14 protein-coding genes are annotated in these 19,235 nt (G+C 38.6%); all 14 read left to right on the forward strand.

Annotated elements, in window-relative coordinates; all coding sequences use genetic code 11:
* The first annotated feature begins 543 nt into the window (after positions 1 to 543).
* The 14 genes from K357_RS0107605 (at position 544) to K357_RS0107670 (ending at position 19,221) form a co-directional block, all read left to right on the forward strand.
* Positions 544 to 4,848, forward strand: coding sequence for a translocation/assembly module TamB domain-containing protein (locus K357_RS0107605; protein ID WP_028258152.1), 4,305 nt, complete (start codon positions 544 to 546; stop codon positions 4,846 to 4,848).
* Between the two features lie 355 nt (positions 4,849 to 5,203).
* A complete protein-coding gene (locus K357_RS0107610; protein ID WP_028258153.1) occupies positions 5,204 to 7,309 on the forward strand; it encodes a BamA/OMP85 family outer membrane protein in 2,106 nt (701 codons plus the stop codon).
* A gap of 35 nt (positions 7,310 to 7,344) precedes the next feature.
* The gene (locus K357_RS0107615; protein WP_028258154.1) at positions 7,345 to 7,830 is read left to right on the forward strand and encodes an OmpH/Skp family outer membrane protein; all 486 of its coding nucleotides are present in this window, start codon (positions 7,345 to 7,347) and stop codon (positions 7,828 to 7,830) included.
* A gap of 114 nt (positions 7,831 to 7,944) precedes the next feature.
* Positions 7,945 to 8,922, forward strand: coding sequence for an OmpH/Skp family outer membrane protein (locus K357_RS0107620; RefSeq protein ID WP_028258155.1), 978 nt, complete (start codon positions 7,945 to 7,947; stop codon positions 8,920 to 8,922).
* Positions 8,923 to 8,937: 15 nt separating this feature from the next.
* On the forward strand, positions 8,938 to 9,438 hold the full coding sequence (locus K357_RS0107625) for an OmpH/Skp family outer membrane protein (RefSeq protein ID WP_028258156.1): 501 nt from the start codon (positions 8,938 to 8,940) through the stop codon (positions 9,436 to 9,438).
* 25 nt (positions 9,439 to 9,463) lie between these two features.
* Complete coding sequence (gene lpxD, locus K357_RS0107630) at positions 9,464 to 10,495, forward strand: UDP-3-O-(3-hydroxymyristoyl)glucosamine N-acyltransferase (protein WP_028258157.1); 1,032 nt, start codon at positions 9,464 to 9,466, stop codon at positions 10,493 to 10,495.
* Between the two features lie 6 nt (positions 10,496 to 10,501).
* Positions 10,502 to 11,404: a lysophospholipid acyltransferase family protein gene (locus K357_RS0107635; RefSeq protein WP_028258158.1), complete on the forward strand. Its 903-nt coding sequence runs from the start codon at positions 10,502 to 10,504 to the stop codon at positions 11,402 to 11,404.
* 85 nt (positions 11,405 to 11,489) lie between these two features.
* Entirely contained in the window at positions 11,490 to 12,326 is an 837-nt protein-coding gene (gene lpxC / locus K357_RS0107640) for a UDP-3-O-acyl-N-acetylglucosamine deacetylase (protein WP_028258159.1), read from the forward strand.
* 2 nt (positions 12,327 to 12,328) lie between these two features.
* A complete protein-coding gene (gene fabZ / locus K357_RS0107645; RefSeq protein ID WP_028258160.1) occupies positions 12,329 to 12,763 on the forward strand; it encodes a 3-hydroxyacyl-ACP dehydratase FabZ in 435 nt (144 codons plus the stop codon).
* 90 nt (positions 12,764 to 12,853) lie between these two features.
* Positions 12,854 to 13,666 carry an acyl-ACP--UDP-N-acetylglucosamine O-acyltransferase gene (gene lpxA / locus K357_RS0107650; RefSeq protein ID WP_028258161.1) on the forward strand — a complete coding sequence of 271 codons (813 nt, stop codon included), beginning with the start codon at positions 12,854 to 12,856 and terminating at the stop codon, positions 13,664 to 13,666.
* A gap of 545 nt (positions 13,667 to 14,211) precedes the next feature.
* A complete protein-coding gene (locus tag K357_RS0107655; protein ID WP_028258162.1) occupies positions 14,212 to 15,042 on the forward strand; it encodes an LpxI family protein in 831 nt (276 codons plus the stop codon).
* Positions 15,043 to 16,176, forward strand: a complete 1,134-nt coding sequence (gene lpxB / locus K357_RS0107660; protein ID WP_028258163.1) for a lipid-A-disaccharide synthase — start codon at positions 15,043 to 15,045, stop codon at positions 16,174 to 16,176.
* Positions 16,177 to 17,910: a lipid A export permease/ATP-binding protein MsbA gene (msbA, locus tag K357_RS0107665; protein ID WP_028258164.1), complete on the forward strand. Its 1,734-nt coding sequence runs from the start codon at positions 16,177 to 16,179 to the stop codon at positions 17,908 to 17,910.
* A gap of 6 nt (positions 17,911 to 17,916) precedes the next feature.
* Positions 17,917 to 19,221 carry a 3-deoxy-D-manno-octulosonic acid transferase gene (locus K357_RS0107670; RefSeq protein WP_028258165.1) on the forward strand — a complete coding sequence of 435 codons (1,305 nt, stop codon included), beginning with the start codon at positions 17,917 to 17,919 and terminating at the stop codon, positions 19,219 to 19,221.
* Positions 19,222 to 19,235 lie beyond the last annotated feature (14 nt).

Consider the following 19,235-nt stretch of genomic DNA (forward strand, 5'->3'; position numbering starts at 1 on the left):
CACCTTGATAAGGCTACTATGATAAAGAACTCAGCAGATGGAGAAAATAATTGATTATAGCACTCACATGTGACGTAACTCGATTAGACATGGTTAAGTCGTATTAGCACACATAGAAGGTAGAAGTACGATACGAATGGTTGTCATCTATATTTTTATCTACACATTTTGTAAGTCGGTCATAGTATAATAGAGTATAGGATGATATATAACTGTAACGCTTTTCGGGATAGTGACTAGGTGATGTACATGGACTGACGTATCACCTTTTAGCTTATGAAGATTCCAATTTGTATTGGCAGTGATAAAAAATAATATTCCGTGATAGTCACTACGCACTATATATAGTACAATAAAAGATAATGATGATTATAATGATTGTTGGAACTAGGTCAGTTAAAAATTTGGAGTATAGACAATCATAACGATAAAGATAAGAAATCTATGACTAGAAATGTCATGTAAGGTATATGTATGAAATAAATGCATTCATCGTAGAGGATTGCATAGTGATATAAGGTGTTAATAAAGGTGTGTGATAATATGAAACTAGGAAATACACGCTCCATCGCTCTAGCAGTGGCTGCTATCTTGACGTTAACAGGGGGCATTACGATAGCAAAGCCAGCACTAGAAGTATATGTAACACCATTAGTGCAAGAACAATTAAATACCGCTGTAAATGGGATTGTTACCTATGACAGTTTACGACTTGATTGGCGTGGACAGGTTCATATAGATAATGCACGTATACAAGACGCAAAGAAACAAGAAATTATGAGTGTTAAGGATATTCAAGTCGCATTATCGCCAAGCATGATCATTGATATTATACAAGGCAAGAAAACGATGATCGCTCTTATCTCTACAGTTACTATTTCTGATGGAGATCTACAAATTTGGCAAGAAAAGGACTCTTCCTGGAATGTAACACATATTATACGTTCCAATGATGAGGATACATCGTCGGATTTCAGAGGACGCATATTGTTTGATACTATGCATGTTCACATCAAGCCCCTACAAGGACATGCCTATGATGTAACCAATGTCAGTGGTGGCGTTGATTTGTCGAATATGCCAATCATAGATGGGGCAGTAAAAGCTACGCTGGATAACAAACCTATTACAGTACGTGGAACTATCACTATGAATGATGCTAAGGATTTTGATATATCGATTAAGGGCGATAGTATTCACAGTGCGTATGTCAATGATTTTATTGGTGATACCATACCGCTTAGCGTAAAGCGCGGTTCACTCGGTGATATAGCTGTACATGCAGTACGAACTAATAATAATTTAAAATTATATGGTTCTGTAGTGCTTAATGATGTAGATGCTGTATATGACACTACCTATAGGATTCATGATGTACATGCTCATGTGCGACTAGATGATCAGAAGATTATTCTTTCAAACACAAAAGGTAGTGTTAACGATCAAGCTATTGGACTCGATGGAGTGATTACGCTGCAAGATACGGCGAATAGTGCATTGAATCTTAATGTGTATACCACTCATTTTGATGTAGCACAATTCGTGGATAGGCCGATTCATGGATTAGTGGATGGGACACTACATATTGGTGGCACTACAGTCTCGCCGACTGTAGATGGGCATATTACATCTGATTCTATACAATATGAGGGTATAGGATTAGATCGATTATCGGCAGATGTTATGTATGATAATCATGTATTGAAAGTCATTAATGGGCAAGCGTCTATAGGCAATGGATTAGTCGAAGTCGACGCTACGTATCATACGGATACAAGTGAATTTTCTGTGGCTGCTGTGGGAAAATCATTAGATTTGTCAAAGTTGCAAGATATCACTGGCTATGATGTAACGGGCATAGTGAATGGTCATGTTATGGTAACAGGTCGAGATGGACAGCTTACTTACATAAATGGTACCTTACATGGAGATGATATATCGTATGATTCTTTTACTTTCGATACAGTGGATGCTAGATTTGAGGGATCTCCTAATGCCTATACATTGACATATCTAAATGGAACTATAGATAATGGAGCGATTACTGGCTATGGCACTTGGAATTATGGAGAGGCTCATATGAATTTCACCGGTCACAATCTACCGCTTTCTATAGCTAGTAAGATGACAGGACATCAATTGGCTGGAACGGGTACCATTACAGGGACTTGGACGGGTACTGTAGATAATCCATCTATACAAGCGAAACTGTCTGCCAATGATATTGGCGTTGATCAAACTCGTTATGAACGTGCTAAATTAGATCTCTTCGTCAAGGACCACGTGCTCCATGTAGAAAAAGGAGATTTGTTAGATGCAACTGGATCTCATAGCGTAACAGGCACTATAGGCCTAACTGGTACGCAATCGATTGATATGCGCTTAGACACAGACAATGTGAGAATTGAAAACCTTATATCACCATTTACAGATATACCAATGACAGGTTGGTTATCGATGAATAATCATATTACAGGCACTTTACGTTCACCAAAAGTAGATGGATACGCTCATATGTGGGAAGGCTCTCTATATGGTAAGTTGATTACCGATGCACGTACTACATACGGTTATGAACAAGGGAAAATCACTGTATACGATGGCATAATAGATGCGTATGGATCAAAAATTTTTGTTGACGGTATAGCTAGCAAAGACAAATTACATATTAATTTATTGGGAGATGCGATTGATATAGGGCGTTTCTTACCTCGCACGTCAGTGGATGTGGATGGAAAAATTGCGATAGAGGGCACCGTAAGTGGTACTATGGAAAAACCTATTTTTGAGGGAACTGTAAAATCACGGTCGTTGATGATAGAAAACACGGCTCTTTCTAATATGGTGGGACAGATTCATGTGGATCCTACTGTGGTGCATGTGGAAGATATCTCTTTCGGCGATGAAACTACAGGTTACTATCATGCTACTGGGGGTATGACATTAGGAGATGCGATAGAGAAAAATCATATATTTGGAAAAGCGATAGTACAAAATGGTAATATTTCGCGTATAGCTTCAATGGTAGGGCAACCGTTAGAACGGGTCGGCGGGAAATTATCCGGCACGATTGACGTAGGCGGCACCGTAGAAAATCCGTCTCTTACCGTGTGGGGAACGGTAGATCATGTTACCTTCGGTGATAGGCTAGTTGGTAATGCTACGATTGATGTGGGATTATCGAACCATATATGTAAAATAAAGAAATTATCGTTGCCTATTGGCAAAGGTATGTTGGCTGTAGGAGGACAAGCCGACTTGCGTGGTGAATCGAATCTGCAAATTGCTATGAAAGATGTTGATGCAGCGTATATAGCACCATTACTCAGTCAGTCACCACTTGATCTAACTGGCACGATTAGTATGATTACTAATATAACGGGACAAACCAAGAATCCGCATATGGAATTTTCTGGGGAAATACAAAATGCATCATATCAGCAGATAGGCATTGATCGGGCCTATGCGTTGGCAACGATGGAAAATAAAGTGATTCATGTGAATCAGATGGTACTACAAAAAGGACCGTATAAAGTAAAAGCCTATGGCAAAGTGCCACTTCATGCATTATATACGAGTGAGTATCTCTCTCCGGGAGATGCAGAGGGAATTGATATGATGCTTGATATGAATGATGCTGATTTGGCAGTATTACCACTTAGTTCCTCTTTGTTTACAAAAGGAAACGGTAAGTTAAAAGGCACCTTACATGTAACTGGTTCCTATGAACAACCAGAAGTGAATGGTTCCCTTAGTATTACTAATGGCTCCTTACACATAAAAAATGTAGCTAATGATTTAGCGAATATTAATGCTAACCTTGTATGTAAAGGTAGAACTGGAGACTTTCAAATGGAAGGCACCATGGGGAAAGGCAACATGGGTGCTACGGGACACATTGATTGGATGGGTAGAACCTTAACAGCCTATACGGGCGGTATTCAGCTTGATAAATTAGATGTGGTAAATGAATATATAAAAGGTCCATTGAATGGGGAATTATATATAACTAAGACAGATGATGGCCCTGTAGTAAAAGGCGATATTAATCTAGAACATACAACTATTAAGGTTCCTCTCACGTTGACCAGTGACACTGCTACATCTAATATAGCCCTTGATGTAAGTGTTCATGCAGGCGATAAAGTGCGCCTCTACGATCCAGTTTTATACGATATGTTGGTTACTGGGGATGTACACTTTGGAGGTACATTAGTAGAACCGCGCTCCGATGGTCAGTTTACGGTTAAACGGGGCAGTGTTAAATATTTAAATAATCGCTTTACCATCAATAAAGGCATGGCTAATTTCGGAAATAATTCTTTATTGCCTCAGCTCTATATGGAAGCAAGTACAGACAGGTCTAATTATCAAATTTTTATGAAAGTAGATGGTACGGTTGATGCATTGAAAATGAATTTGTCGGCAAAACCGACATTGACACAGAATCAGATTGTATCATTGTTGACCTTCGGCCATGATCGAGGAATTACAAGAGGGGTAGGGCGAGATGATGCGGATTTCTTATTATCAGAGGGATTGCAAATGTTTGCCTTTGGATATGTAGAAAATACAGTGCGAGATATTACAGGACTCGATACGTTCTCGATTACAAATGGGGCTATGGGATTTCAGAAAGAAGATGATAAAGACGTGGCTGGTTTTTATAATTTGGAAATCGGTAAATATATTATTCCTAATGTATATCTTAAATATAGTCGCGGCATTAACAATGATAACTATTCCTACAGTATACAATATGATGTGTCGAAACATTTTGCGATTAGCGCATGGACTAACTCTGATAAGAATCGATTTGTAGGCATGAAGTGGAGTAAAGAATTTTAAAAGGTGCTAGAATTGTAGAAATCATTTGTACTTCATAGAATGTGTATATACTATATGAAATGCTATATAGGTCCTATGAATTGGTGATATACAATCTGGTATAATATGGATTCTAGGAAAGTTTGTGAAATAGCGATTTTGTAGCTAGCAAGCCATGATGACATGGAATACATGGGGCAGATAAAACTATGAGTTATCGAGAATTGTGAATTATATGAAGTGAGAATGTTCCCAATGGAATAGGGATGTGCTATAATGTAAAAGATTAAGATATCATTCATTGAGGCTTACTAATAGTTATTATGATAGAATATAGTATGTTACTATATGTTAAAATTTAGGAGGATTTGCATAGATGCTTAAAAAAAGAGCCTACAAGAACGTGTTGGCAGTTGCTGTGGTATCAACATTGATGGGGGCGGGAACCGCATGGGCCGCTACACCATCCAGTGATCATGTACCAAGTGTGGATACAACAACAGATCATAAAGCATTAAATAATGTGGATGTCATGGCGGCTATTACTGAAGCTCGTGGCAATGTAACGCCAATCGATGGAAAGCCAGCTAATGTAACGGTTGATAATTCTGCTTTATCTACAGCAGATACAGAAGTGGCGGTTATTGCTAAAACAACAGGTAAGACTGATTTGGAAAAAGCAAAAATGGAGGCTGCCTCTACAAAAGTTGTAGGCGTACAAGCAAAATATATCTCGGCGGTGACGGATGAATTGTTAACACCGTATGTGGGAAAAACAATAGCTTCTTTTTCCATAGATGGGGTTACTCAAGAAGCAGAGCAGGAATTGGTTGCTGGGTTGCATCAAAAAATTGGTGATGCCCTTAGTATTGATGGTGTAAAGAATGATATAGTATCTATCGGCAATCGAGGTATATTTTCGGAAGTAAATCCGATTATAACGGTGATACCAGAAGGTGTTAAGATTACTTACAAAGTAACATCAAACCCTATCGTACACAGTGTTGCTTTTGAAGGAAACACTATTTACACAGATGAAGCCTTAACTAATTATATGGCGTTAGAGCCAGGTAACATTCTTAATACGGTTACAGTGGGCGAAAAAATACAAGGTATTAATGCAGCCTATAATCGTGATGGCTATATGTTAGCTCATGTATCAGGCATTCATGTGGATAAACAAGGCACTCTACATGTAGGCATTGTAGAAGGTATTGTGGAAGATATTACGACTGCTGGTAATAAGAAAACGAGAACGAAAGTTATTACTCGTGAATTCAATCAAAAAAAGGGCAAGCCTTTCAATAAATTCTTAGTACGCCGGTCGGTAGAAAAAGTGTACAACCTAGGATTTTTTGATGATGTTAATGTTCGATTGTTAGAAGGTAGCGATCCATCAAAAGTTATCCTTGAAACAGATGTACTAGAACGTAAAACAGGAACTGTTACTATTGGTGCTGGTTATTCAGAATCAGATGGGTTAACAGGCATTTTAGAATTAGGGGAAGATAATTTACGTGGTACAGGCGATAAAGTTAAACTTCATTGGGAATATGGGGGATCTAATAAATACAAAAATTATCAAATCTCCTATTTACATCCATGGCTAGATGATAAAGCAACATCGTTAGGTGTGAATGTGTTTAGTCGTACGAATGAATACAATGACTATGATGCAAAAGGCGCAGCTGTTGCAGAATATAATAAGAAAACAACAGGATTTAATATATCCTTAGGCCGTCAAACGGGAGAATACACACGAGATTATTTAACGCTAGAAAGTCGTGACGATAAGTATATATTTGACCCTAAGAGTAACAGCGCGAATGGTTTTATTTATACTAAAAACGGTGGGCCACAAGAAACTGAAACTACGCATGTGCCTAACCGAGGGTTCATGTTTAAAGATATGAATTATGTGGGTAAAAATTTTGGCCGCACGAATAGTATTACATGGCAGAAAATTTTTGACTCTCGTGACAATGTGTATGATGCTACACAAGGTAAGCGTTTATCGGCAGCAGTGCAGTGGGCTACGCGTGTCCTAGGGGGGAACTTTAATTTCTGGAAATTCACTGGTGAAGCACGTTTCTACCATAAAGTAAGAAAATCACAAGTGATTGCACTTCGTGGTCGTATCGGTTGGATTCAAGGAAGTAGTCCATACTCTCAATTATTTACCTTGGGTGGTGCCGATTCATTGCGTGGCTATGAAGATGATCAACTTCGCGGTAAAAAAATGTACAATGCTACATTAGAATATCGTTTCCCTATTATTAAAAAAGTAAGTGGTGTATTATTTACTGATATCGGTAGTGCGTGGGATACATCTAATATAATCTGGTATAAGGATACAAAGAGTTTTGAATACTCCTTTGGTGCCGGTGTTCGTGTTATTACGCCAATTGGACCAGTGAAACTTGATTATGGTATTGGGAAACATGATAAAAAATTCCATTTTAGCTTTGGTACACAATTCTAATAGAAAAGTATGGTTAAGAAAGAAGGGCATGTAGTATGATGCGATTGTTGGGCAATAAAGCCAACGTAAAAGTTATTTCTGTAGTAGTAGCAGCTATTTTTATTATCGGTATTGGTGCATTAGCGTACACGCAGATGGCAGCACCTGCCTATGCGGCGTCAGAAAGTAATATCGGTGTCATTGATCAATCTAAACTATTGACTAATGATAGTCCTCTAGTAACTAATGCGGAAAAAGAATTTTCTGACTATCAAAATCAATTAAAGACAGAGTTCGAACAACAATCTGCTAACTTAGACGATCAGGGTAAACAAAAACTAAGTGCTCAGTTTAGGGATAAAATGCAAGCAAAACAAGAAGAAATTCAAAAAGGCTTGCAAGATAAAGTGGCAGAGGCCTCTAAATCAGTAGCAGAAGCAAAAGGATTAACAGTTATTTTGGATAAACGTGCTGTGTTATATGGTGGCGTAGATGTAACTGAACAGGTAAGTAAAAAACTTTCTAGTGATGCTAGTAAATAATATAAAAAAATAATGTATATTGTGAGCGATGGAATCTAGCAGACATACAGAAATTGTATAGCTATGATTTCATCGCTTAACTTACACATATGAATGATAGAGGGGAGGGATTGTGTGCGACGTACATATCGTTGGATTCTAGTAGGCCTTATCGTAGTAGGCGCTCTGTTAGGAGGTTACGGAATTCGACATTTTTTAGTACACCATGAGCCTACCGCTTCTTCTGTTACTAAAGTCGGCATTGTTCATCTGGATAAACTTATCGAAATCAATCCATCCTATCAAGAATATATACAGGCAAAGCATGAATTAGAAGAGTTAAAACAACAATATGTAAATGAGCAAGGCACATTGAATGCCAAGGCGAATGTACAATCATCACAGTTGGCGGCGATTGCGAGTGATTCTGCTTTTATACAGTCGTTAAATGATGAACTGCAAGCAAAAATTAAAGTAAAAGAAGATACGTTAAATGCAGATATGCAGCGACAACGACAAGCTTTGCTAGCTAAGTATTTACAAAACCATACATCGACAGCAACGGACATTGATTTACGCATTGTTAATTTACAATTAGATTTAGTAAGTCGTGTACAACGGGTTCCTCTTAATCAAGAAGATGCTAAACAAATCGCTGATGAAAAATCAGCTAAGGAATTAGAACTGAAACGACTATTAGCACAGAGAGGACCGGCTATCGAACGTGATATACAGCGTATACATGAGCAAGTCGACGCAGAACTAAAACCGATGCAAGTAAAAAAACAACAGGAACTAGAAGCCTATGCGAGCACCTTGCGTGCAGAACTTATTCGTAAGCGTGATGGTCATATAGAAGAACAAGCTCGTATGGTTATGAGTCACAACGATTTACCATCACCTGTTGAATGGAGTGGTCAATGGACTAAGCGAATACAGGACAAAGAAGCAGAAGTAAATTCTTTACATGAAGCAATTTTAGAAGATATTGAAATGCGTGTAGCGGTTATAGCTCAAGAAAAAGGACTTGACCTTGTTCTTACTGATGAAGTGAGTAATAATAAGGGTATAGATATTACCGATGAACTGATTGCTACCTACAAGGATACATAAAAGGAGTATAGATAGATGAATAAACGTTATAGCAAATTAATGATCTTAGGCGCCATGATGATGGGTGTAGTATCTGTGGCTGGCTGTGGACACCAAGATAAAATTGGTTATATTGACAGTAATAAAGTGATTGCAGAAAGTACAAAAGGTCAAGAAATCACACAGAAATTAAATGCAAAACATCAAGAAATTATGGGAAAAATAAAAGCGGCGGAAGATTCTCAAAATCAAGAAGAAATTCAAAAAGCCTATGCGGCAGCAGATCAAGAATACCAAATTTATGCAAAAGCTATGAAGAATGATTTACAAACCTATATGGAACGCAATATCGGCGAAGTGGCGAAAGAACAAGGTGTAACAGTGGTAGTTGATAAAAATGCTGTCGGTGGCGGTGGTGTAGATGTAACCGATGCATTATTAAAAAAGATTGGCACAGCTAAGCCAGCAGCTGATGCATCGACGTCTACAGCACCAGCAGATACGGGCTCTACAGAGAATAGTCAACCAGCACAATAATAGTCAATAGAAAGGAGCATATTAGGTGGAACACACGATATATTCATTAGCGCAAGCTGTTAGCGGACGAGTGGTAGGTGATGGAAATACCCTTATCTATGATACACGAAGCTTAGAACAAGCAGTAGAAGGAACAATTACATTTGCTATTGGTGAATATGTAGAGTATGTACCGCAAGTGAAAGCGAGCGCTGTTATCGTAGAAAAGGCTATACCAGAGGCACCTATGACACAAATTGTCGTGCCTAATGCCAAAGTGGCATTTGCCCGTATTCTTGAACTATTTCATCCACCTGTTATTATTGATCGCGTGGTGCATCCTACGGCGGTGATTGGCGATCATGTAAAGATGGGAAAAAATGTGGCGATTGGTGCCTATGCGGTCATTGCTGATAATGTGACTATCGGTGATAACGTCACTATTTACCCTCACACATATATTGGACATAATAGTCGAATTGGAGACGATACGACTATTTATACAGGCGCTATCATTCATGAGAACTGTGTGCTTGGTCAGCGTGTCGTTATACGAGCTAATGCTGTTATTGGTGGAGAAGGGTTTGGCTTTGCCACTGAAAATGGTAAACATCGACACATTCCTCAAGTGGGTAATGTTATATTAGAAGATGATGTGGAAGTGGGTTCTTGCACGTGTATTGATAATGCTACTATGGGATCTACCATGGTTCGTAGAGGCACTAAAATTGATAATTTAGTACATTTGGGTCATAATGTTGAAATTGGGGAAGATTGTTTCATCATTGCACAAGTGGGAATTGCTGGTAGTGCTAAATGTGGTAATCATGTTACATTTGCTGGACAAACTGGATGTACGGGGCATATAACTATTGGCGATAATGTTACATTTGCCGCAAAAACTGGGATTATAGGAAATGTGCCATCCGATGGTGTTTATGCAGGATTTCCTATGCGACCTCATAAACAATGGCTGAAAGTAGCAGCCTATGAAAATCGCCTACCAGAAATGGCGAAAATGATTAAGCAATTACAAAAAGAAGTGGAACAATTAAAAGCAAAGAAAGAGGATAAGTAATACTCTATGTATAGGTTTATGAAACTATTAAGTGCTTTTATTTGCATATTGCCCACAAGTTTGCAATATGCATTAGGCTCATTATTAGGGGAAATTATTTGGTTACTTTTACCACCTAAACGTCGTAAATTGGCGATTGCTCAAATTTTGTTTTGTCGTATTACGGAAGATAAACGAGAAGCTGCGCGTATTGCTAAGGCTAGTACGACTCGGTTTGGTAATATGATCATCGATGTGTTGCGATTTCCAGAAATTAAAGATGGTCAATATAGAGACATGATTCGATTTGAAGGACGTGAGCATTTAGATGATGCATTGGCATTAGGGAAAGGAGCTATCATTCTGTCCCTACATAGTGGCAACTGGGAACTCCTTGGTGGCGTATTAGCGTCGGAAGGCTATCCGTTGATTTCTGTAGCGATGCAACAAGATGGTGGTGCCGATCGATTTATCAATGAATATCGAGCACTTATGCATCAACATGTAACGTATAAAACTGGGGTTCGAGAAATGATCGCTGAATTAAAAAAAGGCTCATTTATCGGCTTACTTATGGATCAGGACCCTGCGCATACAGGTGTTCTAGCACCTCTATTTGGCTATGAAACATTAACGGCTACAGGGGCCGCTTCATTGGCTCGTATGCAAGATTGTCCTATTATACCAGTAACGATTCACTATGATTGTTTTGAAAAAAAACATATTATTAACGTAGACCCACTGATCTATGCAGAGCATACGGACGATAAGAAACGGGATATCGTGGTGACAACAGTAGCGTTAAATGAAATTATTGAAGACCATATCCGTCGATATCCAGAAGATTGGTTTTGGCTTCATAATCGTTGGAAATGGACTCGTCGCAAATATGCCGGTAAAATTGAAACACCACCTGATCCTATGATATAATCCTTTCTTGTAAAAGACTAGGTGAATACTGTATAATACATATTGGATTATACTAGTGATTAAACATATTAGAAAGGAGGCCCTCATGATACTGCATGAAAAGACATTAAAAAAGTCAATTCAGTATAAGGGAGCCGGACTTCATAGTGGTGCGCCTGTTACGATGGAGTTTAAACCTGCAAAAGAACGTACAGGGATATTATTTGTACGGACTGATTTAGAAGGATGCCCATCTGTTAAGGCGAATATACAATATGTGACGAATACTATGAGAGCTACTACATTGGAAGATGGATTAGCTAAAGTATTTACCATTGAACATGTAATGGCTGCCTTTAATGCCATGGAAATTGATAATTGTATCGTTGAAATGAACTCTCCTGAACCTGCAGTGGCAGATGGGGGTAGTGCTACCTTCGTATCATTAATTAAAGAGGCCGGCATAGTAGAACAAGAAATAAAGCGATTAGTGTATTCGGTAAAACGAGCACATACGGTATATGATGCAGATAAATTTATTGCCATTGTACCTTATGATGGACTACGTGTTACCTTTACATCTATTAATCAACATCCATTATTAGGGACACAGCACGCGGACTTTGAGATTACTCCAGCTACCTTTGAAAAAGAAATTGCCCCAGCGAGAACGATTGGATTCTTGCGAGAATTAGAACAGTTGCAAGCCATGGGATTGGCAAAAGGTGGCACCTTAGAAAATGCACTGGTCTATGATGATACACAGTGTTTGTCAGTACCTAAATTTGAAGATGAATTAGTGCGACATAAAATATTGGATATTTTAGGGGACTTATATTTATTAGGCCCTATACAGGGGCATATTATTGCCGTGAAATCGAGCCATGAATTAAACTCTCGATTATCTAGGAGTATTTTGGAAGAAATTATGGAGGACCAGTAACCATGATATTAACTGTCGAAGAAATTATGGAAATTTTACCACATCGTTATCCGATGTTATTAGTGGACAAGGTTATCGAATTAGAACCTATGAAACGAGCAGTGGGAATTAAAAATGCTACATTTAATGAAGGTTTCTTCCAAGGACACTTTCCAGGCAATCCAATTATGCCAGGTGTATTGATTACCGAAGCTATCGCACAAGTCGGCGGATTAGCATTGTTATATCCAGAAGAAAATCGTGGACTTACACCAGTATTTACAGGCATTGATAAAGTACGTTTTCGCCATCCTGTTAAACCAGGTGATACGGTTCGTTTAGAAGCAGAAATTGTGAAAACTAAAGGAAAAATGGGGAAAGTGGCAGGTCGTGCATTAGTGGATGGTAAATTATGTGCTAGTGGTGAATATATGTTTGCCTTGGTAACTAAAGGTTAATTCTTGAAATAGATGAGCATATAGTTATTACTATATCTACTGTTCAAGTAGTATTAGTAATGAGAACTAGATAGTAAGGAGTTGACATTTATGATAGTAGTAGGCATGGAACATGCTGATTCTAATATACATCCGACGGCCGTTATACATCCAAATGCCAAATTAGAAAAAGGGATAATCGTAGGACCAGGAGCTGTTATTGGCGAACATGTGGTGATTGGTGAAGACACAAAAATTGGGGCTAATGCTGTGATTGGTGGCTGGACTACTATTGGTAAACGCTGTGAAATTTATCCGAATGCGGCTATCGGCTTAGAACCACAAGATTTAAAATTTAAAGGGGAAAAAAGCTATTGCAATATTGGCGATGATACTGTTATTCGTGAATGTGTAACGATTAGCCGTGCTACAGGTGAAGGTGAAGAAACACGAGTAGGTAATAATTGCTTGTTTCAAGCTTGCACGCATGTGGCTCATAATTGTATTGTAGGTAATCATGTCATTATGAGTAATTGCGCAGGATTAGCAGGTCACGCCATTGTAGAAGACCGCGTTGTTATTGGAGGACTTGCAGGCATTCATCAATTTGTAAAAATCGGACGCAATGCGATGGTTGGTGGCATGGCAAAAGTGGTACAAGATGTACCGCCTTATGTGATTGCCGATGGTCAACCAGCTCGCGTCATCGGTTTAAATTCGGTAGGCCTATCACGGGCAGGTATTTCTGAAGAAATTCGTCGCGATTTAAAGCAAGCTTTTCGCATTATTTATCGCTCTGGCTTTGGACTAACTCGTGCCATTGAAGAAATGGAATTACAACTTAATTCGTCGGTGGAATTAGAAAATTTATTGCGCTTTTTGCGGAACGCTGATCGTGGTATTATGCGTACTCGCCGATCATAAGTCGTAGTAACAAGAGGGACTGTAAGATTACAGCCCCTTTTTTATGTGTACTGATGGAATCAATACAATGTTTATGACGTATTTACTAATTTGGATAACATGATAAGGTGAGAGAAGTTATAGAAAGACGGAAAACGTTGCATGGATGGAACGGATTAGACGCAAAAATGACAGAATACATGCAAACTAGGAAGTAAGTTATAACACTAAGAGCATAGATGTCTTTAAAAGTTAACCAGTTTTCTTAGAATACGTATCTATGTGGCACATATGTGCTAATAAGTATGCTCAAAATCTGTAATTATTTTATGAGACACTGTGTGCTGATAGGTAAGAGAGAGTAACTCTGTTTATAATTGTATAAGACATGAAATGAATGAAATATATCGATATGAAAATCTTGGATTAGCAGATTGATGACGCGATGAAAATGGTTGTTAAGCCTTGATTTAATTGAATTAATCGGTATTTTATAGTACAATAAAATGTATCTATACTATAGAATAGGACGATAAGAAATAACCATAGAGTAGGAGGAATATGTAATGTCTCGAGTTGGACTCATTGCAGGGATAGGCGTTTTGCCAGTAGAGTTTATGAGGGCTGCCCAATCATTAGGACATGAAGTAGTCGTTGTAGCCGTTGTGGCAGGAGTTAATCCTGCACTAGCTGTGGAAGCCAATCAGTATTATGAGATTAATGCAGCTAAATTGAATAAAATTTTGAAGACCTTACATAAAGAAAATGTTGTAGACATAACTATGCTGGGCAAGGTAACAAAAGAACTACTGTTTAAAGGATTATCTATGCCAGATTTACGGGCTTTACAACTTTTAAATCGTTTGAGAAATCGAAAAGATGATACGATTATGTTAGCAATTGTCGACGAATTAGAGGCGGAAGGATTTCATGTGGTGGATCAAACAGTATATTTACAACCACTGATTCCTAAGGTAGGCGTATTGACCAAGAAAGGACCAACCAAAGAACAAATGGAAGACATTCGCTTTGGGTTTACCCTAGCAAAGCAGATGGGGGGGCTAGATATTGGTCAAACGGTAGTTGTTAAACATAAGGCGGCTATGGCTATCGAAGCAATCGAAGGTACCGATGCTTGCATTGTGCGAGGTGGCTCGTTGGGAAGAGGCGATGCAGTAGTAGTTAAAACTGCTAAACCAAATCAAGATGTACGATTTGATGTACCAGCGGTTGGTCGTAGAACATTGGAATCGATGATAGAAAGTAATTGCCGTGTATTGGCCATTGAAGCAGGTCGAACTATTTTTGTGGAACAAGAAGAAGTGTTGGCACTAGCCAATAAAAAAGGAATTACGATTTGTGCTGTTAGTGAAGAAAGTTTACGAAAGGATGCATAAATGAAAGTGATGTTTTCCGCTGGAGAAGCGTCTGGTGATACGCATGTAGCTAAAGTAGCTAGCGCACTTACCGCCTTAGATCCTACAGTGACTATGTTCGGTATGGGTGGACAGCTTATGGCACAAGCAGGAGTTAACATTGTATATGATATTAAAAATCTAGGCATCATAGGATTTGTAGAAATTATACAAGCCCTCCCTAAATTTTTTAAACTTCGTGCCTATTTGCGACAAATTATGATAGACCAGCGCCCCGATGTTCTCGTCTGTGTGGACTACCCAGGGTTTAATATGAAATTAGCAAAAGTGGCACATGATTTAGGAATACCAGTGGTATACTACATCGCTCCTACTATATGGGCGTGGCATAAAAGTCGAGGTAAGGACATAAAAAAATATGTAACAAAAGTTGCTTCTATTTTTCCATTTGAAGCAAAAGCCTATGAAGAATTTCACTGTGATGTAGAATTTGTAGGACATCCTTTGTTAGATATTGTGAAACCTACCATGACAAAAGAGAGGGCAAAACAATATTTTTCTGTATCACCAACGGGAAAACGCGTGTTATTAATGCCGGGTAGTCGTAAGCAAGAAATTATGAACCTATTGCCACCGATGCTAAAGGCTGCAGAAACAATGGCTGCCCAAGGGGAAGTTTCTTTTTTCTTACCCCGTGCACATACGATTAGTCTAGAAGAATTAGAACATGTGATTAGCCAATATACAGTGCCTATACAGGTTACAGAAGAATATACGTATGATCTTATGCAAATTTGTGATGCTTGCGTGGCGGCTTCTGGGACAGCTACGTTAGAAACAGCATTAATGGGATTACCAACCGTATTACTATATCGATTGTCACCAATTACGTATGGCATCGGAAAACTGGTAGTTAACGTACAGTTTGTAGGTTTGCCTAATATTATAGCGGGTACATCGGTTATTCCTGAATTGTTACAACAGGATGTGACACCAGATAACATTAGTAAAGCCTTACAACCTATGTTATATGATGATGTATATAGAACGCATATGATAGAAGAATTACATAGAGTACGATCATTATTAGGTCAAGAAGGTGCAGTTAATCGAGTGGCACAACTCATTAGTACAGTAGCACGAGGAGAAGCATAAATGAATAATTATAAACGGTTAGTGGTTTTTGTGAAACCCTATCGATGGCGCATGGTATTTGCTGTATTTTGTATGATTGTAGCAGCAGCAGCGTACCTTGTCGTACCTTGGTTGATTAAAAATGTAGTCGATGAAGTGTTACAAGCAAAAGCAATGTGGATGTTGAATTTAATAGTCGGCGCCATTTTAATTGTTTTCTTACTTCGCGGTTTTGCTACCTATGGTCAAACCTATAATATGTCCTATATTGGACAACGTGTCATTATTGATATTCGTGAAGCCTTGTTTAAGCATTTACAACGTATGTCATTATCTTACTTTGACCGACGTAAAACAGGCGTGATTATGAGCAATTTAACCAATGATGTAGGGGCATTACAATCGGCTATTGTAGAAAATTTAGTATCTATGGTTACCGAATCGGTTACATTGATTGGTTCATTTGTATCTATGTTGTTAATCGATTGGAAATTGACACTCGTTACGTTAATTACTGTGCCAATGGTATTAGGTATTATTAATATATTTGGAAAGCGATTGCGCCTAGCTGGTCATGACGTACAAGGAAGAACAGCGGATATTACTTCTTTATTACAAGAAACACTATCGGGTATTCGCGTGGTTAAATCATTTGCTCATGAAGACCATGAAATCAAGCGATTTACTACAGAAAATGAAAATAACTTTAGAGCAGTTATGAGGGCCACGAAACTAACTAGCTTGTTGAGTCCGTTGGTAGAGTTCTCAGCGGCCATTGCCATTACAGTAATTCTTTGGTATGGTGGATATTCCGTTGTAACTGGTAGCATAACGGCAGGCTCATTAATTGCATTTTTGATTTATGCAATCAACTTGTCGAATCCAGTCAAACGATTAAGTCAAGTGTATGGAAATATTCAAAAAGCTATGGCGGCTGGGGATCGTGTATTGGAAACGTTAGATACACCAGAAGATGTAGTGGAAAAAGAAAATGCTATCGTTATGCCCCCAATTCAAGGGCATGTGGTGTTTGATCACGTAGATTTCACCTATGATGGTGAAAAAATGGCGCTACAAGATTTTTGTTTAGATGTAGAGCCTGGTGAAGTGACGGCTATCGTAGGCCCATCGGGGGCAGGGAAAACAACATTGGCTAATTTATTACCTCGCTTCTATGATGTGGCAAATGGCCGAGTATGCATTGATGGTATTGATGTGCGAGATGTTACATTTACCTCCTTGCGCGAGCAAATAGGCTTAGTACCGCAAGATACGATGCTATTTAATACGACAATCTGGGAAAATATTTTATATGGTAATTTAACGGCTACCGATGAAGAAATAGTAGAAGCGGCAAAAGCGGCTAATGTGATGGAATTTGCTCAGAAATTACCTAATGGGTTAGACACTATTGTAGGAGAACGAGGAAATTCGTTGTCTGGTGGTCAACGGCAACGGGTGGCAATTGCGCGGGCCATTTTAAAAAATCCTAAAATTTTAATTCTAGATGAAGCGACCTCGGCACTTGATACAGAAAGTGAAAGATTAGTACAAGAAGCATTAGATAGACTTATGCGTGGACGGACGGCCTTTGTCATTGCCCATCGGCTAAGTACCATTCAAAATGCGGATCGCATTATCGTATTGCAGCAAGGAAAGTTGGTAGAACAAGGGACACATGAAGAATTATTAGCATTACCAAATGGAGTATATCAATATTTGCATTCAGTTCAATTTGCTGATAAAGGATTATAAATAACTATGTATTGGATTTATAATATACTGCTTATCATATATTGGTTGGGGTTAATTCCTGTTATCCTATATCGATTAGCATTTGAAGAAGGTTTTTATGAACGGATTAAGCAGAGTGCTGGTTATATGCCGTTACCATTACTAAAAAAAATAGAAGGACGGCGTGCGATTTGGGTACATGCAGCTTCTGTAGGGGAAATTGTGGCCACCAGTCCCATTGTAAAAGCCATTAAACGGGATTTTCCAGAAGCAGTTGTAGTCGTATCTGTTGTTACCGCCACGGGACATGCTATGGCACATCGCATTATCCCTGAAGCCGATGGAATTATCTTTTTCCCTTTAGATTTGCCGTATTTGACGAAAAAGATTTTGCATATTATCAAGCCAATTACGATTTTACTCGTAGAAACTGAGATTTGGCCAAATTTCTTGCGTATAGCGGAAAAAGAAAAGATTCCTATTATGATGGTGAATGGGCGTATTAGCGATAGAAGCATGAAACGATATCGATATATTAGTGCGTTTACAAAAGAAATGTTAGGATCTATTAATCGTTTTTGCATGCAATCTAAATTTGATGCAGCTTATATTGAACAATTAGGTGCACCAGTACAAGACATTACAGTAACTGGCAATATGAAATACGATCAGACCTACGCGACTGTATCAGAAGAAGAAAAACAGTCACTGTTAGACGAGTTTGGTTTTTGTCATAACCATCCGATTATTGTAGCGGGAAGTACGCATAAAGGGGAAGAGGAAGTACTATTTCACACATTTATTACCGTATTACAAGCATACCCACAAGCTAGAATGTTGATAGCCCCACGAGAAATTATGCGCGGTAAGGATGTACAAAATATTGCGAGTCGCTATGGACTTTTATCGATTTGTCGTAGTGCTATGAAAGAACCAGTTCACGAAGGCATTCCCGTCGTTGTCTTAGACACGATAGGCGAATTAGGGCGCTTATACAGTTTAGGAGATATTATTTTTGTAGGTGGCTCTTTAGTGAAAACGGGAGGGCATAATATTTTAGAACCTGCCGCACATAGCAAACCGATTGTGGTGGGACCACATATGTTTAATTTTAAAGAAATATTTAATTTATTACATAGTCGCCAGGCGTGCTTACAAGTACGTAATGGACATGAATTGACAGACACCATTCTTAGGTTGTGCGGAGATGCTCAACTACGTGAGGATATGGGACGTCATTGTATGGAGATTATGGCGGAAAACAAAGGGGCGACGCAGCGAAATATAGAAGAAATACGAATGTTGTTTAAAAAGAAACAAATCATTCCTTAGAAATGAGGTGAATA

Source organism: Veillonella montpellierensis DSM 17217, assembly GCF_000426745.1.
Lineage (GTDB): Bacteria > Bacillota > Negativicutes > Veillonellales > Veillonellaceae > Veillonella > Veillonella montpellierensis.